This is a genomic window from Helcobacillus massiliensis, from assembly GCF_033106145.1.
In the GTDB taxonomy this organism is placed as follows: domain Bacteria; phylum Actinomycetota; class Actinomycetes; order Actinomycetales; family Dermabacteraceae; genus Helcobacillus; species Helcobacillus massiliensis.
The window spans coordinates 2,313,978-2,340,251 of the sequence record NZ_CP136959.1; the positions used below are offsets into that span (position 1 = coordinate 2,313,978).

Genomic DNA, 26,274 nt, shown 5'->3' on the forward strand with positions numbered 1-26,274 from the left:
CACCTCGCGCACCGCCTATCCACGGTGCTCGACGCCGACCAAATCATCGTCCTCGAAAACGGTCATGTGCGAGACGCAGGAACCCACCACAACCTCCTCGCCCCTGACACCCGCTACCAAGAGTTCATCACCGCACTACGCATCCACGCGCACACCGACCGCACCCCGACCGGAACGTAGGGGTGTAAGGAGGCCACGCTCGGGATAGGCGACAGGCAGCGGTCACAAGTGTACGCACTGAAGGAGGAGCGAACTCGCCCCTTTGCTCAGCTGCTCCATGTCCAAGATGTTCTACAGCGATGGGCGTATCAGTCACGGTGTGGATGTGCCCGCACTGAGGTCGAGCCGGGCTCCGGTCTGGCGGAGCATCTGGAAGGTGTCGGTCGTGCCGACGCCCATAGCCAGGCAAGCGTCAGGGATCAACACCCTGACTCGGGCGTTGGGTTGAGATCGTTCGTGGGTGACCACCGTGTGCTGGTGTTCGCGAGCGTAGGCGACAAGGAGATAGTCGGCATTGGTGCCGGTGAATTCGGCTAGCGCTGCTGGGGTGAAGCTTCGTGAGGTCGCCCAAGCGGTGAGGTCACCGAAGTGTCGTGTAGTTCCTTGATCGACGGCTCGGAAGAATGCGGCGTTAGCATGTGCCCAGGCGGCGAGCTCGTCGTCACCCTCAAGGAGCTCGTCGCGGACCGCGTCGATGCTGCAGGCCAAGGATTGTCGGTGGGCCTGATCGAGCCAGGCCCAGAATCCAGGGGCGATGTCGAAGGCGTAGTAACGGTTCTTGGCCTCGATGAGCACGTTGGCGTCGATCAGATACATCAGGCGACCCCCAACTCGGCGGCCAGGTTCTCGAAGGTTGCGTGTTTCTTGGTGCCGAGCAAGCGGTAGGCGTCCCGATAGGTGGTGGACCCTTCGAAGGCGCTGGCGATCACGGCCTGGGCGAACTGACGGCTAAGTCGAATCGGCTGCGTGTAGTAGTAGTTGCCACCGGAGTTCTCGCTGCGCCTCGCCGCGAGGATGCTGATCACGCGGTCCCGCTCGTTCTCATAGCGCTCTCGATAGTCCTCCCAGGTTAGGAGCTGAGCGTCGAAGATGCGTTTGAGTACCACTAGGGTGCTGACTCGGTATTTCTTAGCCAGGCGCTCCAACTCCTCGATGTTCGCTTCTCCGCGGTAGTCGCTGAGCAGTGTGGTCAGCGGGACTAGCACTTCGGCGGCGACTTGGTTGCACCACAGTTCCTCGGTCACCCCGTGGTTAGCGGTCATGGCCGCATCGGACAGGGCGCTTGCTCCCAGCCATACGTGAGCCAGTTCGTGGATCATGGTGAAGATCTGTGCGGCCTTGGTGTCAGCGCCGTTGACGAAGATCAGCGGTACGAGCGGGTCGGTTAGTGCGAACCCTCGGAACTCTTCAGGGTTGAGTTTACGATGAGTGTTCGCGCCAACGACGCCATTGATCATCACCAAGACGCCTATGTTCTCGATGCGGTCGATCAGACGTCGTAAAGCGTCCTCCCAGCTGGAGAAGGTGCTCCGTTCGGTCAGATCGAAGCCAAGCAAGTCGCGCATCTGGTCCGCGACAAGCACCGGCGGCGTCTCGGTCGTTGCGGAGCCGACAAACTCAGGTTCGCCCACGCCGTTCTCTTGCGCATAGGTCCGGTACCAGTCCTGGCGGGTCTGGCACAGGTAGATCGTCTCCAACAGGTCAGCAGACGGCCGCGGGACCGCGAGGTTCCCGATCGTGCGCATGTCTGGGATAGGCACGTCTTCCACTGGCGGTTCAGAGAGGAACAACAGCCCGAAAGGGGTGTGAGTGTCGTTGGCGAACTTCTCCAACTGCTTCAGCGTTGGACGCTGGGTACCAGAGACCCACCCATCGAGTTTGGGCGCACGACGTTCGACAGTCGCCTCGTCCCACCCCGCTCGTTCGACTGCCCACTGGAGTAGATCGGGGGCGACCTCAACGCGAACAGTCATCCCGTCACCTCCATTCAAGCTCCAGTCGAGATGCAACTCTGAGTGACAGTCTACGTAGCAGGACAGACAAGGGCATCGCCGACGAGCCGCTCTGGGAATGGTTCGCTGACAGCAGTTGCTCGTGACTTGCGCTGGTCACCGCTTCGTGTGCTCCCACACTGTCACCCGATGGATACCGAACCGCTTGGCGATTGACATGGTGCTTTCGCCGGTTGCCTTTGCCGTTCGGATAGCGTCCGCTTCCCTCTCCGTCAGGGGTGTTCGGGATCGTCTCGTTGGGTTCGCCACGACCCCTGGATCTGGCTCGGCTGCCGGGGGCTCTTCGCTTGCGCCATCTCGTTTCTCCCGTTCCCACGCGGAACTCAGCCGTTCCAGCCGCTCCCACGTGTTCGGGCTGAGTCCACCGGCGTCCACCCGATAGGAACGAAGGCTCCACCGGCAACGGTGGGGCCTTCGTCATGTCTGCGGTCAAGCAACCAACGGTGCGGCGCGGGAACCAGCGCGGGGCTGAGGGCGCGGGAACCAGCGCGGGGCTGAGGGCGCGGGAACCAGCGCGGGGCTGAGAACGGCGCCGGCCCGAACCGGTACCGACCTGGAGCCGGCGACAGGCCGAACTCAGGACAGGGACGCAGTTACGACAGGTCGCGGCGGTGACGTTGCGGCATGCGCAGCAGCGGAGCGAACCCGAGCGCGATGCACAGGAAGACCGTCGCAGCGTACGGCGGAACTCCGGCGAACACCGACCCCACCAGGGCGAGCGTCGACCCGACGATGCCGGTAATGGCGACCGTGCGGAGCGCCTCCGGTGCGATTGCGGTGCGGAAGGCGGTCACTGCGCCGAGGCTGAGGCCGAGGACAGCAAGGGCAACCGAAGAGAGCGGCGGCATGATGCTGTGGTTCAACCACAGCAGAACGATGGTCATGGCCGCCATCAGCATCCCGAGTGCGACAGCGGGTGTCTTCAGTGAGTCCGTCATGGTGACCGGTCTGCCTCTCGAACCCTCCACCCCATGAGTGGGACGCCGACGCGCCCCCGAATGCCCTCATGTGGTTCAGATCACTCCCCCATGGTAACGGAGGGTCCCGGCAGCGTCCACCGGAACGGGGGAGTTGACGAATGTCCACGCCCCGGGGTCGCGGAGCAGGCCGGGCGGTCGTCAGGCGCGCCGTTGTGTCAGCTCCGGCGTGCACAAGGTGGAGAAAATCCGGGTCTGGTGGGCGGTTCGGCGCCGAAACGCCGCTCTCACTCCAACTTTTGCACAGCGCACCGCCCGGGGGCTCCTTAGCCGGCCCGGGCCACCCTGGATCAGGCCCGAATCGGGCAGGACCCGCGCCCGGGGCTGCCCCGACCACCCTGGATCAGGCCCGAATCGGGCAGGACCCGCGCCCGGGGCTGCCCCGACCACCCTGGATCAGGCCCGAATCGGGCAGGACCCGCGCCCGGCCCGCCGCCCCGCCGGCTGAAGCACTGAAACGTCCGCTCCCATCACGGCTCTGTCCGGGATCCGCCGCTACCCTGGCCCCATGCGACGCACAGTGGACTGGATGCACCGCCACCAGGTCGCGATGTACCTGCTCGCGCTCGGCGTCGGCGCCTGGACAGGGCTCGCGCTCCACGCCGTGACGGGACCCGTCGGCCCCCTCGCCACCGACCTCCCCGTGACCGAAGCCATTGCACCCGACCTCCTCACCGCGCATTTCGCCGCCGCGGTGCTGCAGGCCCTCGCCGTCGCAGTGACGCCGGTGCTGGCGCTGCTGCTGTACGCGACGTTCCTGTCGATCCCGCTGGCGAGCCTGCCCGCTGCGCTGCGTGACACCCGGTTCCTCCTCACCCTCCTCGCGGTGAACTTCCTGGTGGTGCCGCTGATCGCGTGGGTGCTGACCCGGCCGCTCGCGGGCGCGGACGCACTGCAGCTGGCGGCGCGGCTGGTGCTGCTCGCCCCCTGCATCGACTACGTCATCGTGTTCACCCGCCTCGCGGGCGGTGACCACCGCCGGCTGTTGGCGGCGGCGCCGGTGCTGATGCTGGCGCAGATGATCGCCCTGCCGGTGCTGATGCGCGTCATGCTCGGCGAGGAGATGGCGTCGGCGGTGTCGGCCGGGCCGTTCGTGCGGGCTCTGCTGCTGATGATCGTGCTGCCGCTGCTGGCGGCTGCGCTGACGCAGGCGTGGGCTGCGCGCTCCCATGCCGCGCAGCGGTGGGCGGTGGCCGCGGATGCCGCGATGGTTCCGCTGATGATGCTGACGCTCGCGGTGGTGACGGCGTCCCAGATCGGCGGGGTCACCGAGCAGCTCGGCCGCCTGGCGGTCCTCATCCCGATCTATGCAGTGTTTGCGCTGGTCATGGTGAGTGTGGGTGTGGCGGCAGGTCGGGCGGTCCGGTTGGATGGGGCGGGCCGTCGGGCCCTGGTCTTCTCTGGTGTCACCCGGAATTCGCTGGTGGTGCTGCCGCTCGCACTGGCGCTGCCGCCGGCGTTCGCTCTCGCGCCGGTGGCGGTGCTGACGCAGACCCTGGTGGAGCTGGTCGTCATGGTGGTGATGGTGGCGGTGCTGGAGCGCAGGCCTGTAACCGAGCGGCGGCCGGTGCTCGAGCGCAGTTCTGACAGTGCGCTTGACCCTGACGCGGCGTGAGGCGGAACGGTGGAGCCATGGCACGAGATGACGACACAGATCAGCAGCGGCTCGGCACGGATCAGCCGGCTCGCGACCGCTGATGGTGACGGCCTGCGCCAGCGCCGTGGTGACGTGCGCGATCGAGAGCCACAGGCCCGCCACCAGGAACCAGATGATGTTGCCGAGCTCGCTCAGGGCCGACGCGTGCCCGGTGTCCACTGCCTCGCGGCCGAACGGCCACAGCACGAAGCCGGCGAGGCGGAACGACGCCACGCCGAACGGGATCGTCACGATCTTCACCAACGTCGCCCACAACGCCCGCACCGGCGAAGTGTGGTGGGAGGGGAAGACACCCCGCCCACCCGCAGACACTGAGGGCTGGCGGGACTGGGCCGGAAGGTTCATCTCCGACCGCACGGCCGAGGAACAGGACGACCTCGACCGACTCCTGAGCATCGACACCACCCGGTGGCACCAGGAGATGACACACCGTGACGAGCATCTCGCCCAGTTCCCCGGCCTGCCCCACGCCATCCGCGATATTCACGCGCGGATCACTGCGAGCCTCGACCGTCGTTGATGCTCGCGCACCTCGCCTGATCATTCGGGTTGGCGAAAAGCGGGAATCCCCACTATGCTCGAAGAACTACGGCTAGCCAAACAATCATGTTCTACCCGCCGAGAGAAAGGCGTCGTATGCATGCGCGTTCAAGACTGATGACCCGCCGGGGAGCAGTGGCCGCCGCCCTGCTCCTAATCACGGGGTGCTCCGCCATCCCGCAGGAAGGCGGAGAGGCAGGCGCGGACGCGCTGACCGTGTACGCGACGACCGGGTACCTTGCCGACGCGGTCGCGAACATCGCCCCCGACGCGGAGGTCACCACGATGGTCGGCCCTGGCGGCGACCCGCACACCTACCAGCCGTCCACCAAGGACATCGAGACGATCCAGAACTCCGACGTGGTGCTGTGGAACGGGTTGCACCTGGAAGCGCAGATGATCGACCAGCTCGAAAGCCTCGGCGACAAGCAGCTCGCCGTCGGCGACGCGCTCCCCGAAGATCTGTTGCTGGCGTGGCCGGAGACTGACGACGAAGGCAACCCGCTGCATGACCCGCACGTGTGGAACAGTCCCGAGGCATGGTCCCTCGTGGTCGGTTACATCGCCGACAAGCTCGGCGAGATCGACCCCGAGAACGCCGACGAGTACCAGGCCAATGCCGAAGCGTACATCGGCGAGATCGAGGCCGCTGCCGCCGCGGCCGAGGAGCTGCTGGCGAGCGTCCCCGAACCTCGCATCCTGATCACCGGGCACGACGCGTTCAACTACTTCGGCGACACCTACGACCTGCAGGTGTACGCCACCGACTTCGTCTCCACCGAGGCAGCCCTGAGTGCCGAAGAGCTGAGCGAGCTCGCGAAACTGATCGCGGACAACCAGGTGCCGGTGATCTTCCAGGACAACCAGGCCAACCCGCAGGCGATCACGAGCCTGCGCGAAGCCGTTCGCGCGCGCGGCTGGGAGGTCGAGATCTCCGATCAGGAGCTCTACGCCGACTCCCTCGGCGCCGACCCCGGCGTGGACACCTACCTCGGCGTGTTCACCCACAACGCCCAGGCCGTCGCCGAAGCCCTGGGAACGGAGTGACTGTGACCGCACCCGTGACGGACCGCTCCGCCGCCATCGATCCGAACGCCGCGCTTGCCTGCGCCACCGAGAACCTCTCGGTGGCGTACCGGGCCGAGCCGGTGCTGCGCGGCGTGGACTTCCGTGTGCCGCAGGGAGTGGTGATGGGGATCGTCGGACCGAACGGCGCCGGCAAGTCCACGCTGATCAAAGCGATGCTCGGGCTCGTGAAGCCGCTCACCGGGACCTCGGAGTTCTTCGGGCAGCCCTTGGCGCGGGTGCGGCGTGCGGTCGGGTACATGCCGCAGTCCACGAGTGTGGACTGGGACTTCCCGACCACCGTTCTCGACGTGGTCACGATGGGCACCTACGGCACGCTCGGCTGGGTCCGCCGCCCCGGCAAAGCCGAGCGCGCCCGCGCGATCGCAGCACTGGAACAGACCGGGATCCCCGATCTTGCCTCCCGGCAGATCGGAGAGCTCTCCGGCGGACAGCGCCAGCGCGTGTTCCTCGCCCGCACCCTCGTGCAGGCTCCCGAGCTGTACTTCATGGACGAGCCGTTCCAGGGCATCGACGCGAAGAGCCAGCAGGCCATCGTCACCGTGCTGCACGCGCTCAGGGAGCAGGGCAAGACCGTCGTGATCGTGCACCACGACCTGGCGACCGTGCGCGACTACTGCGACCACGTCACTCTGCTGAACCGCCGCATCGTCGCCTCCGGTCCCGCCGACGAGGCGTTCACCAAGGAGAACATCCGCACCGCCTACGAGGTCACCGCGGACGATGACACCTTCCTCGAGTTCGCGTCATGAGCCTGATCGAGTTCTTCGATAACCACACCTACCGGATGGTGTTCTTCGGCACGATGACGATCGGCCTGGTCGCCGGCGCGCTCGGGAGCTTCGCGTATCTGCGCAAGCAGTCCCTTATCAGCGATGTCAGCTCCCACGCGGCCCTCCCCGGCACCCTGCTGGCCTTCCTCACCGCCGTGGTCGTCCTCGGCGTCGACGGGCGCAACATGATCGGGCTCATCATCGGAGCGGTCGTCGTCGGCACGATCGCGGTGCTGTTCGCCAACGGCGTGACCCGCACCTCGAAGATCCACATCGACACCGCGATGGCTGTGGCGCTGACGATCTTCTTCGGCGCGGGGATGCTGCTCATGCGGATCATCGCCAACGGCGTCTTCCCCGGCAAGGGTGGCATCCAGGACTATCTCTTCGGCAACGCCTCTGTCATCACCATCGCCGATCTGACCACCAGCATCATCGTCGGGTCGCTCGCGCTGGTATTGATGCTGGTGTTCTGGAAGGAGTTCGCGCTGCTCACCTTCGATCCCGACCACTCCACCGTGCTCGGCTTCCGAGCGCGCACTATCGACATGCTCATGTTCACCACGATCGTGATCGCCACTGTGATCGGGGTGAAGGCCGTCGGTCTCGTTCTCATGGTCGCGTTCGTCGTCACCCCGCCCGCCGCCGCCCGCCAGTGGACGCGCACTCTGCCCGGCATGGTGGCCTTGTCGGCCGTGTTCGGCGCGCTGGGCAGCGGCGTCGGCGCCTACCTGTCGATCGTGCTCGGCAAGGTGCCCACCGGGCCGTTGATCGTGCTCACCCTGTTCGCGATCTTCCTGTTCTCGCTGCTGTTCTCGCCGCGGCGCAGCATCATCACCCGGATTGTCACCCGGGCGCGGGCGCGATCCGCTCTGAAACGCGAACTCGTCCTGGAAGGAGCCGCCCGATGAGCTTCGTCGTCGGCACGACCCTCCTCGCCGTCGTCACGGCCCTGGCCTGCGCACTGCCGGGCACTTTCGTGGTGCTGCGGAAGAACTCGATGCTGGTCGACGCGATCAGCCACGCGGTGCTTCCCGGGATCGTCGTCGGTTACTTTTTCACCCACAACCTCGACTCGCCTCTCCTCATCATCGGAGCTGCACTCGCCGGCCTCATCGTCATGCTCGGCAGTGAATGGCTCACCCGCACGGGTCTGCTCACCGGAGACGCCCCACAGGGGCTCATCTTCCCCGCCCTGTTCAGTGCCGGCGTGATCCTCGTCAGTCTGAACTTCGCCAACGTCCACCTCGACACTCACGCCGTGCTCGTCGGAGACCTCAACCTCGCCGCGTGGGAGCAGCTCATTATCGGCGGCACCTCGTGGGGCCCGTCCTATCTGTATGTGATGCTGGGCGTGCTCGCCCTGAACATCGTGTTCCTCGGCGCGTTCTACTCCAAGCTCAAGGTCACCACCTTCGACGCGCAGTTCGCCACCAGCCTCGGCATTCGCACCGGCTTGGTGAACACCGCGTTCATGTTCCTGGTCTCGCTCACCGTCACCGCAGCGTTCAACGCCGCGGGGGCGATCCTCGTCATCGCGCTCATGATCGTCCCGCCTGCCACTGCGTACCTGCTCAGCCGGTCCCTGCCGGTCATGATCGCCCTCACCGCTGTCATCGCCGTCGCGGGTGCTCTCGCGGGGTTCTGGATCGCCTATGTGTTCAATGCCGCCACCAGCGCCGGGATGGCCGTGTTCTACGGGCTCGTCTTCGTGATCGTGCTCGCCGCCACCCGGCTGGCGCAGCGTGCGCGGCAACGGGAGAGGCGACGCCCCCGGGTGGTAGCACCCGCCTGACCGGGCCGGGGCGGGAGGGAAGCGCATGCGTGAGACGACGGCGACGCAGTACCTCAAGACGATCTGGCGCCTGGAAGAACGCGGACTGGCCCGCGTGGGCGTCACCACACTCACGGAACACCTCCGCAAGTCACCAGCGACCGTCTCCCAAGCCGTCCAATCCCTCACCTCGACAGGTCTGATAACCCACGAGCGCTACGGCCCCATCACCCTCACCCGTCCTGGACGCAGGGTTGCGGTCGTCGCGATCCGTCAGGAGCGCATTGCCCGCGCGTTCCTCCACAAAGTGCTCTCCTGGCCGTGGCCGAACATCGGCGAGGAAGCCGCAACTCTCAGCCCTCCTCTCAACGACGAGCTGGCCGAACGGATGCACCTCACCGCGGGAGCGCCGGGCGCAGACCCGTATGGGCACCCCATCCCGGACGAGCAGGGGAACATCACGAGGATCAATGACCGTCCACTCAGCAGCTTCGCCGCGCCAATGACCGTCCGGGTGACTCGCGTCGATGACCGCGATACCAGCATCCTCGAACGGTTCCATAAGCTCGGACTCATCCCTCACGCAGTGGTGCAGATCAGCGGCCTCGACCAAGCCATCGGCGTCATTACCCTGACCACACCATGTGGTCCGGCGAGCATCGGACTGGGCAGCGCCGAACACACCGCGGCGATTGCCACACCTCCAACGCGCACGCGCTGACGGCTACGAGACCGGCGTCACCCATACCGCGTCGGTAGCCGACCGGCCCAACGGCAACGGTGTCCCGCCCTCCTCGGTCACCACCTCGATGGTGTCCGAATAGGGGGCGGCAGCCCGAGTCTCCAGCACAGTCCCGTACCCGATACCGTGATCCGCGAAGAACTGCAGCAGCTGCGAGTCCTTGTCCGAGATCCGCTCGACACGAACCTGCCGCCCTGCGTCCAGCCCCGTTAACAACACCGCATCGGGCCTGGAGACAGTGCCGTCCGCGCCGGGGATCGGATCGCCATGAGGGTCGCGGTCAGGATGCCCGAGATGTTCATCGATCCGGTCGATCATGAAGTCCGAGACCGCGTGCTCCAGCGTCTCCGCCTCATCGTGCACTTGATCCCATCGGTACCCAAGCACCTCCACCAGGAACGCCTCGATCAGTCGGTGTCGACGCACCATCGCCACCGCGTGCGTCCGCCCTGCCTCGGTCAACGTCACCGCGCCATACGGGGTGTGCTCCAGCAAGCCCTGATCGGTCAGCTTCCTGATCGCATCCGATGCCGTCGACAGCTTCACCCCCGTCCTCGCAGCTACGGTCGACGCTGTTACTGGCTCGTCAGACCACTCCCCAAGGCTCCACACCGCCTTGAGGTAGTTCTGACTACTCGCTGAAAGAACTGAAACCGTCACGCGATGAGAGTACCAAACATCACAATACGATGCGCCGAACTTTAGGTCTGCTTCGGCGAATCATTCACCTCAGGCCTTGGCAGCCGTGACTGGCCCGAGAGCCCGCTATTTCCCCACACGTCTGGCACTAAGAGTGCGGGCCGCGCCCTGCGCGCGCACCTGACCCCCGAGATCGCCCCTCCCGTGACGGTCTCGGGGAGGGGCCGTCGTGGTGATGACGATCCGGGTCATGTCGTCCGGCAAGGGGTACGAGTACCTGTTGAAATCGGTCGTCGTTGGTGACGGCGACCGGGTGATGAGCAGCCCGCTGACCCGGTATTAGACCGAGACCGGGAGCCCGCCCGGAACGTGGGTCGGTACCGGACTGCTGAGTCTCGACGACGGGCTCACCCGCGCGTTGGCGGAGGGCGACACGGTGACCGAGGATCACCTGGCCCGACTGCTGGGCGAGGGCATTCACCCGGTCACCGGCGCGAAGCTCGGCAAGAGGTTCCCCTCGCTGCAGCCGCCGCGCGAGCGGATTGCGGCCCGTGTTGCGCGCCTCGATCCCGGATTGCGGGGCGAAGCGCGGGCAGAGGCGGTGCTGGAGCGCAGGCCTGTAACCGAGCGGCGGCCGGTGCTCGAGCGCAGTTCTGACAGTGCGCTTGACCCTGACGCGGCGTGAGGCGGAACGGTGGAGCCATGGCACGAGATGACGACACAGATCAGCAGCGGCTCGGCACGGATCAGCCGGCTCGCGACCGCTCCGTGGGGGAGGTCGCCGACCTCTTCCGGGTGACGGTGCGGACCCTGCATCACTGGGAGGAGATCGGGCTGATCTCTCCGAGCGGCCGCACCTGGTCCGGGTACCGGCAGTTCTCCCCGGAGGACTGCGAACGGATCCAGCAGGTGCTGATCTACCGCGCCACCGGTATGCCGCTGAAGCGGATCGCCGAGGTGATCGCGGAGCCGAGCACTCGCGCCATCGACCACCTGCGCGAACAGCGCCGGCTGCTGGAGAACAGGCTGCAGCAGCTGGAAGGGATGGTCGCCGCACTCGACGCCCTGATGGAGGACGCCATGACCACTGACAAGACCACGAACACCCGCACCGGCGGCGCTGCGACCGGCGCCGACGCGGCAGGAGCCGCCGCGTCGGCCACCAGACGGGGGGACCGGTCACCGCTGAGTGTTGAGCAGCGCGCCCAGATCCTCGGCGACGCCCAGTTTCCCGTCTACGCAGCTGAAGCGGAGGACCGCTGGGGCGGCACGGATGACTGGGCCGTCTCGCAGAAGCGTGCCGACGCCATGACCGCGGATGACTGGGCCGCCGCGAAGGCCGGCACCGACCAGCTCGAAGCCGATCTCGCAGGCGCGCTCGCGCACGGCGTGGAGCCGGGCAGCGACGAAGCGAGTGCGCAGGCGCATGGGGTGGACCTGTCGGCCCTCCGGTGGGAGTGAACGGACAGAGCTGACCGAACTTCAGCAGAACGGCATACCTGTGGGGCCCGGCGCAGCCCAGTCCGAGCCAGTGCCCGGGCCCCGTCGCGCTCCGGGGAGGCGGAGCTGCGCGCCGTCAGCGGCGGGCGGTCGGCAGCATCGCGGCGCGGGAGTCAGAGGAGCTGACCACGGTCTTCCCGAACGGGAAGCACGTCACCGGGATCAGCTTGATGTTCGCCCACGCCAACGGCAGGCCGATGATGGTGATGGCCTGCGCCAGCGCCGTGGTGACGTGCGCGATCGCGAGCCATAGGCCCGCCACCAGGAACCAGATGATGTTGCCGAGCCCGCTCAGGGCCGACGCGTGCCCGGTGTCCACGGCCTCGCGGCCGAACGGCCACAGCACGAAGCCGGCGAGGCGGAACGACGCCACGCCGAACGGGATCGTCACGATCGGCAGGCACGCGAGGACACCGAACACGATGTAGGCGATGAACAGGGGCACGCCAGCGGTGACGAGCCAGATCAGGTTGAGGATGAAGCGAATGAGTCCCATGGACTGAGCCTAGGCAGATCGCATGTGCGACGGGTGGGATCCGTCGGCCTCCCCGGCCTCGCCTGACCCGCGTCACCTCCGTCATGGCGGGTCTGGTCATGCTGGGGCTCGGGGCGACGCTGCTGGAGGAGAAGGGGTTCGAGATCCTGGCATAAGCGCCTGATTCGTCACACATAAGCTGGAGTTATCGCGCGGTGGGGCGGTGGCGCCTACAGTGGGTGCCATGAGCACCAGCACCGATCCCCGAACCGAGAGCGCCCCCGCGCCCGGAGGCCCCCAGAACCCGTCGGGCCGCCCCGGCCCCGTCCGCCGCGCCTTCGACGCCGTCGCCGGCATCCCCTTCGGCTATCAGGTCATCGCCGGCCTCATCCTCGGCGTGATCCTCGGCTTCATCGCCGCCCAGATGGGCCCCGCCGCCCCCGCCACCGGTGACGCCGACCCCGTCCCCAACTGGCTCACCGTCACCCTCGACACCATCGGCACCACCTTCATCACCCTGCTGAAGGCCCTGGTCCCGCCGCTGATCTTCCTCGCCGTCGTCGCCTCCATCGCGAACCTCCGCGAGGTCACCGGCGCCGCCCGCCTCGCCTGGAAGACCCTCCTGTGGTTCGGCATCACCGCCCTCATCTCCGTGGGCGTCGGCATGGCAGTCGGCACGGTAATGAACCTCGGCTCCAACACCGGCCTCAGCGCGGACGCCGCCCAGGCGCCCGACAAGTCCGGCACCTGGCTCGACTTCCTCACCGGGCTCGTCCCCTCCAACTTCATCGGCCTCACCGCCTCCGCATCCGACGACGGCGTGAAGCTCACCTTCAACGCCCTGCAGATCCTCGTCATCTCCATCGCCGTCGGCATCGCCACCCTGTCCGTCGGCGAGAAGGCCGAACCATTCCTCGCGTTCGTCCGCGCCGCCCTGGAAGTGGTGCAGAAGGTCCTCTGGTGGGTCATCCGACTCGCCCCCATCGGCACCATCGGCCTCATCGGCTACGCCGTGGTCGACTACGGCTGGTCCACGATCGGCGCGCTCGGCTCCTTCGTGCTCGCCCTCTACATCGGCCTCGCCATCGTCGCGGTCGTCGTGTACCCGCTGGTGCTGAAGTCCAACGGTCTCGGCGTCATGGACTTCTACCGCGGAGTCTGGCCCGCCACCCAGCTCGGCTTCGTGTCCCGCAGCTCGCTGGGCACCATGCCCGTCACCAAGGCCGTCACCGAGAAGAACCTCGGTGTCCCCGCCCACTACGCCTCGTTCGCGGTGCCGTTCGGCTCCGTCTCGAAGATGGACGGCTGCGCCGCCGTGTACCCCGCCCTGGCCGCCATCTTCGTGGCGAACTTCTTCCAGGTGCCGCTGGGCGTCACTGACTACCTGCTGATCGCGTTCGTGTCCGTCCTCGGATCGGCCGCCACTGCGGGCATGACCGGTGCCGTGGTGATGCTGACCCTGACCCTGTCCACCCTGGGCCTTCCGCTCGCCGGCGTGGGCCTGCTCATGGCCGTGGACCCGATCGTCGACATGGGCCGCACCGCCCTCAACGTCACGGGGCAGGCGCTCGTGCCGGCCGTGGTGTCCAAGCGCGAAGGCATCCTCGACGAGGCCGCGTACCGGTCGCGGGAGAACACCGCCGTCGCCGGCTGAGGCGCCGCGGCGGCGGGTCCGCGGGGACCCGCGCCGGGCCAGCCTCAGGTCCGCGCCGGGCCGCCGGGTCCGGCCTCCGCGCCGGGCCAGTCTCGGGTCCATGTCGGCCCAGCTGAACAAAAACCGACCGGAAAACGCTGTTGACGACTTCTAGAGCGCCGCAGAGTCGATTTCCGGTCGGTTTTTGCACGGCCGCCGCTGCCCCGCAGCCCCGCTGATCCGCTGCCCCGGCACCCCGGACCCCCGCTGCTCCGCTGCCGTCGGCTGGAGGCGGCCGGGCTGTCCGTGGCGTGCGGCCGCCCCAGCGTCCCGCAGCAGGCCCGGCCCGAACGCCGCGAATCAACTGAGACGGTGTTCCACTCAGTGAAACTCGCCCGTATCATTGCCGCATGATCACGCCCGACACCGCAGCAGATCCCGCAACGGCCGCAGATTTCGTGGCCGCCCGCGCCAAGGAACCCGGCGCAGCCGTCGGCGCCGGCGCCCGCGCTGACGCCCGCCCCGGGGACTCTGCACAGCCCGCCGCCGACCGGCTCGTGCGATGCACCCCTGCGGACGCTCCGGCGCTCGCCGCACTGCGCCGCGAACGAGAACAGTGGATGCAGGAGCAGGGCATCACCCAGTGGAAGCTCGGTTCCCTCCCGGAGGAGAAGATCCGCGAGCAGATCGCAGACGGCGATTGGTTCGCGCTGCTCATCCCGGACGGTCCGCACGCCGGTGAGATCGGCGCAGCCGCTCGCATTCTCGATGCGGACCCGCTCTATTGGGGCCACACGGATCTGCACGATGACCCCGCCACGTACACGCACGCGCTGATGGTGTCGCCGCGCGCGGCCGGCCGCGGGTTCGCCGCGCGGTTCCTGGAGGCGGGGCGCGCTGATGCCCGCAGTCGCGGCGCCCAGTTCCAGCGCCTCGACTGCCGGGACCAGCTGCTGCGGATCTACGAGCCGCTGGGGTTCGTCCGCGTCGGCGAGAAGGAGTTCCCGGCCGACCAGGTGGGGCTGTCCGGTTTCAGCGGCTACCGCGTCAACCTCATGCAGAGGGAGGCCTGATCACCTGATGGCCCAGTTGGAGGATCTGGGTCCCGTGGAGCAGCTGCGGGCGGGGCGTCTGCCGCTGCGGATCCTCTGGCTGTTCCTCGGGCTGACGGGCTTCGGTGTGGGCGCGGGGATGCTGCTCCTCTCGGCGCTCGGCACGCAGCCGTGGAACGTGATGGAGGCGGCCATCGCTGAAAGGACCGGGCTGACCATCGGCACCGTTGTGGTGATCGTGGCGTTCCTCGTGCTGGCGCTGTGGGTCCCGTTGCGGGAGAAGCCGGGCCTGGGCACGTTCGCGAACGCCCTGTGGATCGGCCCGGTGATGGATGTGACGATCGCGCTGATCCCCGCGCCGGAGGGCCTGCCCGGCAGGGTGGTGATGATGTTCGGCGGGATCCTCGTGGTGGGCGTGTTCGATGCCGTCTACATCGGCGCGCAGCTGGGCCCCGGCCCCCGCGACGGTCTGATGACGGGCCTGCACAGGCGTTTCGGCTTGCCCGTCGGCCCGATCCGCCTCGGCATTGAAGTGGCGGTGCTGGCGGTGGGGTGGCTGCTCGGCGGCCCGGTCGGTGTGGGCACGGTGGCGTTCGCGCTGCTGGTGGGCCCGGTGGTGCACTGGGCGCTGCCGCGGGTGACGATCCCGGTGACGCCGCCTCGTCGGCGCGGGACCACGCCGCAACGCCCGCGCGGGACGGGGATTCAGGCGGGCCAGCGGTAGCCGCGGGTGGTGGCGGTGCGCTCCCACCCGAGCGCGTCGTACAGGGCGAGGGCGGCCTCGGAGGTGTCGGCGACGGTCAGGGTCATGTCCTTCCCCGGCAGGTGCGCGGCGAGCGCCCCGATCAGGCGGCGCGCCACGCCCTGCCGACGGTGCGCGGGGTCCACCGCGAGGAAGTCCAGGTAGACGTCGCCGTCGTCCTCCTGCCCGGTGATGAAGCCGATGACCTTCCCGTCACTGCTGCCGGGGCTGCTGTCCGCGACGAGCGTGCGGTACCCCTGGTCGCCGTCCACCAGCTGCCGCGCCGTCGCGTACGTTCCCGGGAACGCCGCCTCGTGCAGTGCGCGGACCGCGTCGAGGTCGCCCGGCCGGACGGGGCGGACGGATCCGTCGGCCTGTGCCGCTGCCTCCCGGCTGATCCTCATCACGCAGTGCGCCGTCCCGCCGCGCCAGCCCTGGTCGGCGGCGAGGTCGGCGAGGCGCGTGTTGGAGAGGTCGGCGTAGATCTCGTGGCGGCCGACGGGTGCCTGCTCAATGGCGGCGCGCAGCAGGTCCACGGCGTCGCGGTCCCAGGTGTCGGGGGTGCACCAGGGTCCGTGGATCCAGCTCATGCCCACCTCATCGTCCCATTCGAGGAGGACCGCGCCGGTGATGGAGCCGTCCGAGTCGAGGCAGACGCGCAGGGTGTCCATCCAGTCCTGGTCCAGGTCCTCCAGTTCGGTCTCCAGACCCTCCTCGAGGGTGCCGACGTATGCGGTCGCCGTGGCGGGGTCCGTCTGCATCGAGGCGATGAAGCGGAGGGCGGCGGCACGGTCGGAGCAGGCGGCGGGGGCGCTCGCGGGTGTGGGCTCAGTCATGGCCGTGAGTGTACGACCACTTCTCCACAGAGCCCAGCGATTTCCTCCCGGCCGACGGGTTCTGCAGAAGGCTGGGCGCATGACGAAGAGAACCGCACCCAGCACCCGCCATCCGGCGTTCGACACCGCCTGCCCGCCCGGGCTCGACACCCTCGCCCACTACCTCATGCTCGCCATCGCGACCGGCACCCCGCCGGGGACCGTGGCCGGCCTGCTCGATTCGATGTCCCGCCTCGGCGGCATCGCCGACTTCTTCCCCGACCAGGCCCCCATCGACCTGGAGGAGGCGCTCGCGCTCCTGGGGGAGATCATCGGCGCGCACAATGCCTGCACCCGCACGCACTCCCCGCACACGCGCATCTTCCGCCGCGCTCAACAGGACTTCCTGGCCGACGGGGTCGTCCTTCACCTCAGCACCTCGCTGGACGATCCGCCGGAGGATGTGAAGGCGATGTACCTGGAGCGCATGGCGGACCGGTACGAGCCGTTCGGTGTGCACCTGCGCGCGTTCGTCAGCTCCACCGCGGCGGGGTCCTTGGAGATGCTGCGCACGGGCACACTGCGGCTGCAGGTGCGGATGATGGAGGATGCGCACCTCGAGGCGGACGGGGCCGAGCAGGGCGCGGCGCGGGACGAGCTCGCCGACGATGTCGCCGACTACTTCCGCTGCCACGGTTGGAGCGTTGCCCGCGAGGAGGAGGCGGTGATCCGCATTGAGGGCCTCACCTGGCGTGTTGTCGCCGACGCTGCACCGTGCGGTCCGCTCGAGGCGCACTCCTGCTGTGACTGCCCGGACTGCTGACAGTGCGCTGTTGACGACGCGCTGCTGATGGCGCGGGGTCGGCAGTGCGGTGTTCGGTCAGGGCGTCTGTTCGCCGTGGCCCGACGGGTTTGAGCCGGTGTCCTCGCCCAGTCCCTGCAGGATGCTCGTCTCCTCCGCTGCCGCGCCCGAAGGGTCCACGCCGAATGCCCGCAGCGTGAAGTCCCCGGTCCGGTCGCGGTCCATCACGCAGATGGATGCATTCGGCAGCGGGTCGAGGATCGGGCCGGCGGCGAGGGCCAGCAGCACCTTCAGGGTGAGGCCGTGCGCCACCAGCATGACGGTGCGCCCCTCGGCCGGTCCCTCCGCGCCCTCTGCCGGGGCGGTTTCGCGGGCGACGATGTCGTTGAACGCCGCCCGCACCCGCGCCACGAAGTCCGCGCCGCTCTCACCGCCGGGCAGGGCCTCGGCGGTGCCGGTGAACACGGAGCGGAAGAACCCGGCGAGGTCCGGGACGTGGCGCTTGAACTCCTCTGAGGGCCTGCCGTCGAAGTCGCCGAAGCTCAGTTCCCGCAGCCCGTCCACAGCTTCCGCGGTGAGGCCGTCGTGGTGATCGGCGATGATCTCGCCGGTGCGCATCGCGCGCGGCAGCGAACTGGCGTATGCGGCGGCGATCGGGGCGGCGGCGAGGAATTCGGCGGTGGTGCGGACGTTCGCTTCACCGTTCTCGGTGAGCGGGGCGTCGGTCCAGCCCTGCATGATGCCGGCGCTGTTGAACTCGGTGCGGCCGTGGCGGATCAGCAGGAACCGGGTCGTGCCTGCGGGCGGCGGCGCCGTGGCGAGGGCTGAGGCGTCGGCGGCGGCGGAGGCGTCGCATGCGGTGGGGGAGGTGTGCGGGGAGGTCATGCCTCCACCGTATCGGGGCGTCCGGGGCCCGGGGCCGGGGCGCGCCTGGGTGATGGTGCGGGCCGCGCCTGGGGGATGGTGCGGGCCGCGCGGCCGCGCAGGTGTGCCGGCGGCGCCTCTGGGCAACGGCGCCCGCGGCACGGGCGGTGACCGTATTCTGGGCGCATGGGCACCACGATCTATCTGACCGGTGAGGCGAAGTCACCGACCAACAACCCCATCACGTCGAAGTGGGGGCTTTTCTTCGTGGGCCTCATCGTGAATAATGAGACCCACGTCATAGTCAGGGCGGACTGCAGCGCCACCCTCGGGCTCACCGTGGACTTCATCCGCGAACTCCTCGAAGGCCGCTCCCTCCTCGACGATGACGCACTGGTCGACACGATCACCACGAGGTACCACGGGTCCTCGCAGCGCGCACTGGCCGCAGCCGTCCGGAACGCCGCCGCGAAGTACCGCGACCTCTTGGACCGCGACACCAGCACACCCTGACCCCATAACCGCACCGTCAGCCCGGAACCTCGCCGAACCGGAACCCGTCGGAAGCACTGCCCCGGCGCCGCCCCAGCGGCCGCCGACCGTCCAGCCGCCACCGCGCGGCCAGGCCGGACCGTGCGCACCGAGCGAGCGTTCCCCGCGGCAGGCTTCCGGCTCTCCAGGTCCTCGACGCCCGGGCAGGCATCCGCACAAGGAGCCCCGCCATGATCGAGAACGGCCTGCTGATGCTCAGCGTCATCCTCGGCCTGTCCTGCATCCTCATCGTCCTGGAGAAGACCACCGGCTGGAAGCTGTTCAAGTTCGTGCCCGGCATGGTCATGATGTACCTGATCTGCGCCGCGCTGAACTCCGTCGGCGTCTTCTCCGACGCTGAGGAGACCCGCCAGGTCGCCGCCGATGTCAAAACCGTCATCCTCCCCGCGATGATCTTCCTGTTCCTCTTCGGCTGCGACTTCCGCCGGATCATCAAACTCGGCCCGAAGCTGCTGCTCACGTACTTCGTGGCCGCGGCGTCCCTCGCCATCGGCGTCGTCGTGGTGTTCCTGGCGTTCAAGGCACTGCTCCACCCCGAATCGTGGAAGGTGTTCGGCGCCCTCCTCGCCTCCTGGACCGGCGGCAGCGCCAACATGGTCGCCGTGCAGGACGTCCTGCAGGCACCCGAAACGATCTTCGGCTACGCCCTCATCACCGACACCATCGTGTACTCCTTCTGGCTGATGGCGATGTTCTCCTCCGTCGCCGTCTCCGACCGCTTCAACCGCTTCACCAAGGCGGACACCTCCGTCATGGACACCGCCCTGGACCTCGGTGACACGGACGAGAAGCCCATCACCGCCGCATCCCTGGCCCTCACCGTGTTCGGGTCGCTGACCGTCGCGATCCTCGCCATCGAACTCGGCGACCTGCTGCCCGAAGTGGGCGATGTCCTCAACGGCACCGCCTGGACGATCATCATCGTGTCCATCCTCGGCGTGATCGTGGCGCACACCCCGCTCGGCAGGATCGGCGGCTCCACCGAGATCGCCACCCTCATGCTGTTCATCGTGATCGGCCAGATCGCCACCGGCTCCGACTTCTCCGCCATCACCCAGGCACCGCTGTACCTCGTGGCCGGCTTCCTCGTGCTGCTGGTGCACGTGATCATCATGGTCATCTACGCGAAGCTGACCCGGACTGAACTGTTCTCCCTGGCGGTGGCGTCGACGGCGAACATCGGCGGCATCGCGTCCGCCCCCGTGGTGGCGAGCGCGTTCAGCCGGCAGATGGTGCCCGTCGGCGTCCTCTACGCCCTCATCGGGTCGCTGCTGGGCACGTTCATGGGCCTGGCGGTCGCGCAGCTGCTCAGCCAGCTGGTCTGACCGGTGGAGGGCACCGTGCAGATGACTGCCGTGCAGATGACTGCTGTGACGCAGCCACTGACCGTGCGGAGCGTGCGGGTCCACCGCCGCCGCGCCCCGCTGCTGCGGCCGTTCGTGACGGCGAAGCGCCGCACCGACGCGGTCGAGTACGTGGTGGTGGACGTCGAAGTGGAGGCGGCCGACGGGACCCGGGCGGCCGGCCAGGGCTCCGCGGCTGAGACCCGCGCCGTCACCGGCGAGGACGCCGACACGATGACCGCTGCTCTCCAGGGCCCGCTGGCGGCCGCGCTGGAGGGAGCCGATGGGACCGTCACCGACCTGGACCGACGCATCGCCGCCGCGGTCGACGGCGCCACCAGCGCGAAGTCCGCGCTGAGCGTGGCACTGCACGACGCGTGGGCGCGCACCCTCGACCTCCCGCTCGTGCAGGCGCTCGCCGCGCTGCGGGGGTGGCCGGTGGATCCGGACTGGTCGATCGAGGCGGACATGACGGTGTCGCTGGAGGATCCGCGCACGATGGCGGGCCACGCCGAAGACGCGGCAGCCGACGGGTACCGCATCCTCAAGGTGAAGCTCGGATCCAGCGAACAGGCGGACCGGCAGCGGCTCGAAGCAGTGGTGCACCGAGTCCCCGGGGTGCGGCTGCGGCTGGACGCGAACCAGGGGTGGCAGCCCCAGGAGGCCATCCGGATCCTGAAGGGCCTGGAGGACTCGGGCCTGCCGGTGGACCTCGTGGAGCAGCCCTGCGCCGCCGCCGACATCACCGGGATGGCCGAAGTCCGTGAGGCGGTGGGCATCCCGATCATGGCCGATGAGTCCCTGTGGGACGCGGACGACGCCCGCGCGCTTATCGATGCGGGTGCCGCCGACCTGTTCAACATCAAACTGGCCAAGACCGGCACCATCACCGGCGCCCTCGCCATCGCCGATGCCGCACTCGACGCCGGGATCGGCTGCATGGTGGGCGCGATGATGGAACCGCGGATCTCCATCACCGCCGCCGCCCATGTTGCGGCCGTGCACCCCGCTGTCACCATGATCGACCTCGACTCCCCGGACTGGTTCGCTGAGCGCAACCCCGTCGGCGGGTACGAGGTGGCCGACGGCACCCTCCGCCTCCTCGGCGGGGCGGGCCTCGGCCTGGAACGGCTCGACGAGAAGGAGACGAATCAATGAGCTGGAACCGCACCATCACCCGACGTCAGAGCATCGCCGCCGCGGGCACCGCTGCCGGTGCCGCAGCACTCGGCGGCACCGCGGCCGCCGGCGAACCCGTCGACCGCCCCGCCGCCGCGGAGCCCGTCGGCCGCCCGTCCGCTGGGGAGGTCCGCGCCGGCCACCGCGCCTTCATCGCCGTGTCCGCCGCGACCGTGTGGGTGGAGCCCGGCCTGGAGCGCCCTCAGGACGCGCCGTCGCTGGCGAACCCCGTGGACATGGACGAGTGGAACGCGTCGATGGAGGACACCGAAGCGCGGCGGTGGCTCGTCGGCAAGCTGGAGACCGCGGCCGTTCTCGGATCTGAAGTGATCGTCGATGAGGTCGCGGGGGAGTGGGCGCGGATCGTGGTGACGCACCAGGCGACGCCGCGCGATGCCCGCGGCTACCCCGGCTGGGTGCCGGTCCGCCAGCTGGTGGTGGATGAGCCCTTCGCCCGCGCCGCCGCCACCCGGGACGTGGCCGTGGTGACCGCGTTCCGCACTGTTCTGCGGCCCACGCCCGCACCCGGGGGCGCGCCCGGTCGCGGCGACGGCCTGGACGCGTCGTTCAACACGGAGCTGCCGGTGCTGGGGCGCGTGCGCGACCTGGTGAAGGTGCAGGTCCCGGGCGCGAAGCCGATGTACGTGCCCGCATCCGACGTGGTGGTGCGCGGCCAGGGAGAGAAGCCGCCTGTGCCCACCGCGGAGGACATCATCGCGACCGGCGCGATGATGCTGGGGCTGCGCTACCTGTGGGGCGGTGTCAGCGCCTACGGGTACGACTGCTCCGGGTTCACGTTCTCGATCTTCCGCCACCACGGCATTGCGATGCACCGCGACGCCGGGCCGCAGCTCACCGACTCCGGGTTCGAGCCGGTGGACCGTGCGGACCTCGAGCCGGGCGACCTGCTGTTCTGGTCCACCAAGCCCGGGTCGGACTCGATCCGGCACGTCGCGATGTACATCGGCAACGACCAGATGATGCAGGCGCCGAACTCCGAGCGCTCCGTAGAGGTCACGGACTTCCCGCGTGACGGGATGGAGGACGACTGGGCGGGTGCGGTCCGCGTCCAGGCGCTCCGGCGGTGATGCGCTGATGTGCTGACGCCCCGGCGCGCCGACGCGCTGAGGCCTTGGGACCAGCGGCGTCCCGTGCCCCGAGGGGGAGGCGCGGGGCGCCGCTCATCTTCGCCCGGCTGCCGGCGGGCTGTTTCGGACGTCCGACGGAAGAGCCTGCTCTTACGGCGACCTCGATGTTGGTCCACAGGGACACGGCCTGTCATTCATCCACAATCTTCTCTAGGTCCCCTAGGGTGGCAAAACAATCCCCTATTGTCTTAGGGTATGGGTAGGCCGATTCCGTACCGTGAAGTCAAGAGAGAACTGGTCAGCCGCGGGTGGTTGCGAGCGCGCGTCAGAGGCTCACATGAGCAATGGGTGCCGCCGGAAGGCGGGAAGCCGTTGACAATCCCTCGACACCGCGAGATCTCTGCTGGTGTGATGCGCGTGATTGTCCGCCGGCTCGGCGGGTCGGTTCCGAGGAACTGGAGGTAGTGGTTGTGGCACAGAAAGTGATCCCGGCAGTTGTCCATCGGGAACCCACATGGTGGGTGATTGAACTTCCGTCATTGGACATCGCCACGCAGGCCCGGACGCTGCGGGAGGTTCGTGCGATGGCGACTGAAGCGGCCGCTCTTCAGCTTGATGTGGAGGACAGCGAGATCTGCATCGAGCTGGAGATCATCCTCCCCACCGACGTGGCCGAGCTCTGGCAGCGGGCACAGGGACTGGAGCGGGAGTCCCGTCGGATCTCCGCGGAAGCGGCCCAACTGTCGCGCCGAGTCGTTCGGGAACTGCGTGAATCAGGTATCAGTCAGCGTGACTCTGCCGAAGCACTGGGCCTGTCTCCGCAGCGAATCGCACAGTTGGAGAAGCGGACCGCGTGATTCGCCTCGGCGCGCCATGACCAACTGGGAGGGGAAAGCGGGGGTCAGAACGTGCCGGGCACGGACTGCTTCGCGGCGGCGCGGATCGCCTCGTCGGCCTCATCCTCGCTGGTGAAGCCCTGCGTCATCACCGCGATGACCACGCCGGCGTCCAGCCCGGTGGTGGGGCGGATCCACGCCGCGTCATGCCGGAACCCCGGCACCCAGCCCGACTTCGACCCGCACCGGAACCCGTCGGCCACCCCCACTGAGATGATGCGGATCTGCTGCGCGTCCAGCGCCTGCACCGCCAGCTCCCGCGAGGCTGAGGAGAGGGCCGCGGCGGTGCCGACGGGTGCATCACTCACCAGGGCCCGCAGCATCACCGTGAGGTCGCGCGGGGTCGTCTCGTTCGTCAGGCCCGCTGCCAGCGCCGAGGCATCACCGATCTGTCGCTCCAGGCGCGTTCCCGTCAGAGCGAGCGCCTCGATCTCGCGGGCGACCGCGCCGTTCGGCAGCAGCCCCATCAGGTGATTCGTCGCCTCGTTCGAGGACCGGTCGATCATGCGCAGCGCCAGGTCACGCACCATGACCGGTGAGCCGTCGGCGGGATGCGTCGGGTCGAGATGGTCGCCGTCGAGGGTGAACGGTTCGCCGTCATGCCCAGTGAAGGTGCGGGTCGCAGGAACCACCGCGTCCAGATCCAGAGCGCCCGCATCCGAGGCGCGCAGAGTCGCCAGGAGGACCAGCAGTTTGATGGTGGACGCCGCATAGAACGGCCGGTCGGCCCGGTCCTCGGTGATCACGGACCCGTCGGCGCGCACCGCACACACCGCGACGGCGCGCTCCGTCGGTGCAGCGGCAGTGGGCAGGGGCGACGCGGCAGGCTCCGGGGTGCTCATGCCCGTGACACTAGCAAGCCGCGCACCCGTCGGCTGGCGCCGAGACCTGGAAGAATCGGGGCATGCGCATCGTCATCGCCCCCGACTCGTTCAAGGAATCCGTCACCGCTGAGCGGGCCGCCGCCGCGATCGCCCACGGCGTCCGCACCGTGGCGCCCGGCGCCGACTGCCGAGAAGTCCCCATGTCCGACGGCGGCGAAGGCTTCACCGACGCGATCGCCGCCGGCCTCGGCGCCGACCTCATCGACGTCCCGACGACCGACCCCCTCGGCCGCCCCATCACCGCCCGCATCGCCGTCGCGCCCGCCCGCCCCAGCGTGGGCGGGACCAGTGCCGACGGGACCTCCGCGACCGCGGTCCTCGACATCGCCAGCGCCGTTGGCCTCGACCTCCTCACCGCGGGCGAGCGCAATCCCCGCCGTGCCACCACCCGCGGGCTCGGCGCCCTGCTGCGCGAAGCCGCCCGACGGGTGCAGCCCGGCGGCCGGATCATCGTCGGGCTTGGCGGCTCCGCCACGAACGACGCCGGCATGGGCATGCTCGTTGACCTGGGCCTTCGGCTGCTCGACGACACCGGCGCCGACGTGGACCCCGTGCCTGAGGACCTCGGCCGGGTGGTGCGGGTGGACGCGACCGGGCTCGACCCAGTGCTGCGCAGAGTCAGCATTCACGCGGCGTGCGATGTGGCCAACCCCCTGCTCGGCGCGAACGGCGCCAGCGCGATCTTCGGACCGCAGAAGGGCGCGGACGAGCAGGCCGTGCGGGAGCTCGACGCGGCGCTCGCGGCCGTGGTCCGCGCTGCGGCCGGGGTCGAGCTGCCCGGCAGCGAAGGCCGCACCATCGACCCCGCCTCCGCGGACGAACCGGGAGCCGGCGCCGCCGGCGGACTCGGCTGGGCCCTGCGCGCCGTGCTCGGCGCCGAGATGACGCCCGGGATCGAGCTGGTCGCGGACACCGTCGGCCTCGATGAGCAGGTGGCCGGCGCCGACCTCGTCATCACCGGTGAAGGCAGCGTGGACGCGCAGACCCTCGCAGGGAAGACCCCCGCGGGCGTCGCCGCGGCCGCGCAGCGCCACGGCGTGCCGTGCGTGGTCCTCGCGGGTCGCGTTCAGGCCGATGCCGACGTGCTCCACGACCACGGCGTCACCGCGCTCGTGCCGATCGTCCAGGGCGTCACCGATCTTGAGGCCGCGCTCGCGGACGGCGAGGCCAACCTGGAGCGCGCCGCCGCGATGGTGATGCGGCTCGTGACCGCGCGCTGAGCCCCCGGGGGGTCAGGCGCTGGGCGAGGCCCCGTCGCCGCGAGTGCCGCGCGTACCTCCGCCGAGGAGGCGGAACACCACAGAGTCATCGAGCCGGCCCATGCCCTCGTCATGTCCCCGCTGATAGAGAGCCTGCGCCGCGCCCGCGAGCGGGGCCTCCTGGCCCACGAGACCAGCGGCCTCATTCACCAGCCCCATGTCCTTCACGAAGATGTCGAGCGCACTGCGGACATCATCGAACGCGCCGGCGACCATGCGGGAGCCGCGGTCACCGAACATGAACGACTGGGCGGCACCAGCACCGAGCACCTCATGCACCTGCGCCACATCCAGTCCCATCGAATCAGCGAGCGCGAGCGCCTCACCGGCGGCGGCGATGTGCACGCCGCACAGCAGCTGGTTGACCACCTTGAAGCGCTGCCCGTCGCCGACCTTCGAACCCACCACGGGCGCGTTCGACGCCATGGCGTCCAGCAGGGGCCGGGCTGCAGCGACGTCCCCGTCGGCCCCCGACACCATGACCAGCAGGTCACCCAGGCCCGCGCGGGCCACACCGCCGGAGACGGGCGCATCCACGAAACGCGCTGTGTGGGGAGCGAGCTTCGCAGCGGCCTCCTCGATCGCGGCGGGGCCGACGGTCGCCATCACCATCACCACCGTGTCCCGGGTGAGCACCTCGGCGATGCCGGTCTCGCCGAACAGCACGCTCATCAGCTGCGGCCCGGTCGCCACCATGATGACCACGGCGTCGGCGCCGGCAGCGGCGTCGCGGGCCGACGGGGCCGCGGCGACATCCGGGGCGACGGCCTCCAGGGATGCCGGGTTCATGTCGAAGGCTGTGACGCGGTGGCCGGCCTTCGCGGTGACGCGGGCCATCGGGCCGCCCATGGCGCCGAGGCCGATCCAACCGACGTTCAGTGCGTCACCACCAGTGGGAGCGGCGACGGGCGCAGCATCGGAAGCGGGCACCGTGGCATCAGCAGTCTGATCGGTGGGGTGGGAGGGCGAGGTAGTGAAATCGGAAGACAT

28 protein-coding genes and 2 pseudogenes are annotated in these 26,274 nt (G+C 69.0%); 20 read left to right on the plus strand and 10 right to left on the minus strand.

Translation table 11 applies throughout. The annotated features are described in order from the left end of the window. Positions 1 to 312 precede the first annotated feature (312 nt). The 3 genes from R3I40_RS10510 to R3I40_RS10520 all read right to left on the minus strand — a co-directional run bounded on the left by R3I40_RS10510 (position 313) and on the right by R3I40_RS10520 (position 2,950). The gene (locus tag R3I40_RS10510; protein ID WP_285261701.1) at positions 313 to 816 is read right to left on the minus strand and encodes a DUF4411 family protein; all 504 of its coding nucleotides are present in this window, start codon (positions 814 to 816) and stop codon (positions 313 to 315) included. Beyond that, a complete protein-coding gene (locus R3I40_RS10515) occupies positions 816 to 1,973 on the minus strand; it encodes an ImmA/IrrE family metallo-endopeptidase (protein ID WP_285261700.1) in 1,158 nt (385 codons plus the stop codon). The genes R3I40_RS10510 and R3I40_RS10515 overlap by 1 nt, the downstream gene beginning before the upstream one ends. A gap of 632 nt (positions 1,974 to 2,605) precedes the next feature. After that, positions 2,606 to 2,950, minus strand: a complete 345-nt coding sequence (locus tag R3I40_RS10520; RefSeq protein WP_285261699.1) for a hypothetical protein — start codon at positions 2,948 to 2,950, stop codon at positions 2,606 to 2,608. A 547-nt stretch (positions 2,951 to 3,497) separates the two neighbouring features. On the opposite strand from R3I40_RS10520, the gene R3I40_RS10525 reads away from it, so the two are divergent. Beyond that, positions 3,498 to 4,604, plus strand: a complete 1,107-nt coding sequence (locus R3I40_RS10525; protein WP_285261698.1) for a bile acid:sodium symporter — start codon at positions 3,498 to 3,500, stop codon at positions 4,602 to 4,604. A gap of 111 nt (positions 4,605 to 4,715) precedes the next feature. Here R3I40_RS10525 and R3I40_RS10530 read toward each other — a convergent pair. Further along, positions 4,716 to 4,877, minus strand: a pseudogene (locus tag R3I40_RS10530) (YccF domain-containing protein); the annotation flags it as partial. On the opposite strand from R3I40_RS10530, the gene R3I40_RS10535 reads away from it, so the two are divergent. The 6 genes from R3I40_RS10535 (at position 4,798) to R3I40_RS10560 (ending at position 9,540) form a co-directional block, all read left to right on the plus strand. Beyond that, positions 4,798 to 5,166, plus strand: coding sequence for a phosphoenolpyruvate carboxykinase domain-containing protein (locus R3I40_RS10535; RefSeq protein ID WP_285261697.1), 369 nt, complete (start codon positions 4,798 to 4,800; stop codon positions 5,164 to 5,166). The pseudogene R3I40_RS10530 and the gene R3I40_RS10535 sit on opposite strands and share 80 nt — an antisense overlap. Before the next feature lie 137 nt (positions 5,167 to 5,303). Further along, positions 5,304 to 6,233: a metal ABC transporter substrate-binding protein gene (locus R3I40_RS10540; protein ID WP_285261696.1), complete on the plus strand. Its 930-nt coding sequence runs from the start codon at positions 5,304 to 5,306 to the stop codon at positions 6,231 to 6,233. Positions 6,234 to 6,235: 2 nt separating this feature from the next. Then, complete coding sequence (locus R3I40_RS10545) at positions 6,236 to 7,024, plus strand: metal ABC transporter ATP-binding protein (protein WP_239376509.1); 789 nt, start codon at positions 6,236 to 6,238, stop codon at positions 7,022 to 7,024. Beyond that, positions 7,021 to 7,956, plus strand: a complete 936-nt coding sequence (locus R3I40_RS10550) for a metal ABC transporter permease (RefSeq protein WP_285261695.1) — start codon at positions 7,021 to 7,023, stop codon at positions 7,954 to 7,956. The genes R3I40_RS10545 and R3I40_RS10550 overlap by 4 nt, the downstream gene beginning before the upstream one ends. Then, positions 7,953 to 8,840, plus strand: coding sequence for a metal ABC transporter permease (locus tag R3I40_RS10555; RefSeq protein WP_183377079.1), 888 nt, complete (start codon positions 7,953 to 7,955; stop codon positions 8,838 to 8,840). Before R3I40_RS10550 ends, R3I40_RS10555 begins: the two co-directional genes overlap by 4 nt. Before the next feature lie 25 nt (positions 8,841 to 8,865). Beyond that, positions 8,866 to 9,540, plus strand: coding sequence for a metal-dependent transcriptional regulator (locus tag R3I40_RS10560; protein WP_285261694.1), 675 nt, complete (start codon positions 8,866 to 8,868; stop codon positions 9,538 to 9,540). A gap of 3 nt (positions 9,541 to 9,543) precedes the next feature. On the opposite strand, the gene R3I40_RS10565 is transcribed toward R3I40_RS10560, so the two are convergent. Next, positions 9,544 to 10,221 (minus strand): metal-dependent transcriptional regulator, encoded by a 678-nt coding sequence (locus tag R3I40_RS10565; protein ID WP_285261693.1) that lies wholly within the window; start codon positions 10,219 to 10,221, stop codon positions 9,544 to 9,546. 337 nt (positions 10,222 to 10,558) lie between these two features. Here R3I40_RS10565 and R3I40_RS10570 point away from each other — a divergent pair. Beyond that, positions 10,559 to 10,885: pseudogene (locus R3I40_RS10570) on the plus strand (relaxase domain-containing protein); the annotation flags it as partial. A gap of 17 nt (positions 10,886 to 10,902) precedes the next feature. Further along, entirely contained in the window at positions 10,903 to 11,661 is a 759-nt protein-coding gene (locus tag R3I40_RS10575) for a MerR family transcriptional regulator (RefSeq protein WP_285261692.1), read from the plus strand. Positions 11,662 to 11,776: 115 nt separating this feature from the next. On the opposite strand, the gene R3I40_RS10580 is transcribed toward R3I40_RS10575, so the two are convergent. Next, on the minus strand, positions 11,777 to 12,196 hold the full coding sequence (locus R3I40_RS10580) for a YccF domain-containing protein (protein ID WP_285261691.1): 420 nt from the start codon (positions 12,194 to 12,196) through the stop codon (positions 11,777 to 11,779). Between the two features lie 223 nt (positions 12,197 to 12,419). Between R3I40_RS10580 and R3I40_RS10585 the strand changes: the two genes are divergently transcribed. From R3I40_RS10585 to yczE, 3 genes are all read left to right on the plus strand, one after another. Then, positions 12,420 to 13,829, plus strand: coding sequence for a dicarboxylate/amino acid:cation symporter (locus R3I40_RS10585; RefSeq protein ID WP_285261690.1), 1,410 nt, complete (start codon positions 12,420 to 12,422; stop codon positions 13,827 to 13,829). Positions 13,830 to 14,218: 389 nt separating this feature from the next. Further along, complete coding sequence (locus tag R3I40_RS10590) at positions 14,219 to 14,881, plus strand: GNAT family N-acetyltransferase (protein ID WP_285261689.1); 663 nt, start codon at positions 14,219 to 14,221, stop codon at positions 14,879 to 14,881. A gap of 7 nt (positions 14,882 to 14,888) precedes the next feature. Then, positions 14,889 to 15,584 carry a membrane protein YczE gene (gene yczE, locus R3I40_RS10595; protein ID WP_285261688.1) on the plus strand — a complete coding sequence of 232 codons (696 nt, stop codon included), beginning with the start codon at positions 14,889 to 14,891 and terminating at the stop codon, positions 15,582 to 15,584. Here the strand turns inward: yczE and R3I40_RS10600 are convergent. Next, positions 15,566 to 16,438 (minus strand): GNAT family N-acetyltransferase, encoded by an 873-nt coding sequence (locus R3I40_RS10600; RefSeq protein ID WP_285261687.1) that lies wholly within the window; start codon positions 16,436 to 16,438, stop codon positions 15,566 to 15,568. The genes yczE and R3I40_RS10600 overlap by 19 nt on opposite strands. Positions 16,439 to 16,517: 79 nt before the next feature. On the opposite strand from R3I40_RS10600, the gene R3I40_RS10605 reads away from it, so the two are divergent. Next, complete coding sequence (locus R3I40_RS10605) at positions 16,518 to 17,240, plus strand: hypothetical protein (protein WP_285261686.1); 723 nt, start codon at positions 16,518 to 16,520, stop codon at positions 17,238 to 17,240. Between the two features lie 57 nt (positions 17,241 to 17,297). Here the strand turns inward: R3I40_RS10605 and R3I40_RS10610 are convergent, their stop codons facing one another. Beyond that, positions 17,298 to 18,104: a histidine phosphatase family protein gene (locus R3I40_RS10610; RefSeq protein WP_285261685.1), complete on the minus strand. Its 807-nt coding sequence runs from the start codon at positions 18,102 to 18,104 to the stop codon at positions 17,298 to 17,300. A 165-nt stretch (positions 18,105 to 18,269) separates the two neighbouring features. Here R3I40_RS10610 and R3I40_RS10615 point away from each other — a divergent pair, with 165 nt between their 5' ends. From R3I40_RS10615 to R3I40_RS10635, 6 genes are all read left to right on the plus strand, one after another. Next, a complete protein-coding gene (locus R3I40_RS10615; RefSeq protein ID WP_183377067.1) occupies positions 18,270 to 18,596 on the plus strand; it encodes a DUF3870 domain-containing protein in 327 nt (108 codons plus the stop codon). A 209-nt stretch (positions 18,597 to 18,805) separates the two neighbouring features. Then, positions 18,806 to 19,960, plus strand: coding sequence for a DUF819 family protein (locus tag R3I40_RS10620; RefSeq protein WP_183377066.1), 1,155 nt, complete (start codon positions 18,806 to 18,808; stop codon positions 19,958 to 19,960). A gap of 21 nt (positions 19,961 to 19,981) precedes the next feature. Continuing rightward, complete coding sequence (locus tag R3I40_RS10625) at positions 19,982 to 21,136, plus strand: dipeptide epimerase (protein ID WP_285261746.1); 1,155 nt, start codon at positions 19,982 to 19,984, stop codon at positions 21,134 to 21,136. Beyond that, positions 21,133 to 22,245 carry a C40 family peptidase gene (locus R3I40_RS10630; RefSeq protein WP_285261684.1) on the plus strand — a complete coding sequence of 371 codons (1,113 nt, stop codon included), beginning with the start codon at positions 21,133 to 21,135 and terminating at the stop codon, positions 22,243 to 22,245. Before R3I40_RS10625 ends, R3I40_RS10630 begins: the two co-directional genes overlap by 4 nt. A 255-nt stretch (positions 22,246 to 22,500) precedes the next feature. Then, a complete protein-coding gene (locus R3I40_RS11610) occupies positions 22,501 to 22,710 on the plus strand; it encodes a type II toxin-antitoxin system HicA family toxin (RefSeq protein ID WP_183377064.1) in 210 nt (69 codons plus the stop codon). A gap of 5 nt (positions 22,711 to 22,715) precedes the next feature. After that, positions 22,716 to 23,102 (plus strand): hypothetical protein, encoded by a 387-nt coding sequence (locus tag R3I40_RS10635; RefSeq protein ID WP_183377063.1) that lies wholly within the window; start codon positions 22,716 to 22,718, stop codon positions 23,100 to 23,102. A gap of 44 nt (positions 23,103 to 23,146) precedes the next feature. Here the strand turns inward: R3I40_RS10635 and R3I40_RS10640 are convergent, their stop codons facing one another. Then, positions 23,147 to 23,983, minus strand: a complete 837-nt coding sequence (locus tag R3I40_RS10640) for a serine hydrolase (protein WP_285261683.1) — start codon at positions 23,981 to 23,983, stop codon at positions 23,147 to 23,149. Between the two features lie 62 nt (positions 23,984 to 24,045). On the opposite strand from R3I40_RS10640, the gene R3I40_RS10645 reads away from it, so the two are divergent. Beyond that, positions 24,046 to 25,245: a glycerate kinase gene (locus R3I40_RS10645; protein WP_285261682.1), complete on the plus strand. Its 1,200-nt coding sequence runs from the start codon at positions 24,046 to 24,048 to the stop codon at positions 25,243 to 25,245. A gap of 12 nt (positions 25,246 to 25,257) precedes the next feature. Here R3I40_RS10645 and R3I40_RS10650 read toward each other — a convergent pair whose 3' ends face one another. Continuing rightward, on the minus strand, positions 25,258 to 26,274 hold the full coding sequence (locus tag R3I40_RS10650) for an NAD(P)-dependent oxidoreductase (protein WP_285261681.1): 1,017 nt from the start codon (positions 26,272 to 26,274) through the stop codon (positions 25,258 to 25,260).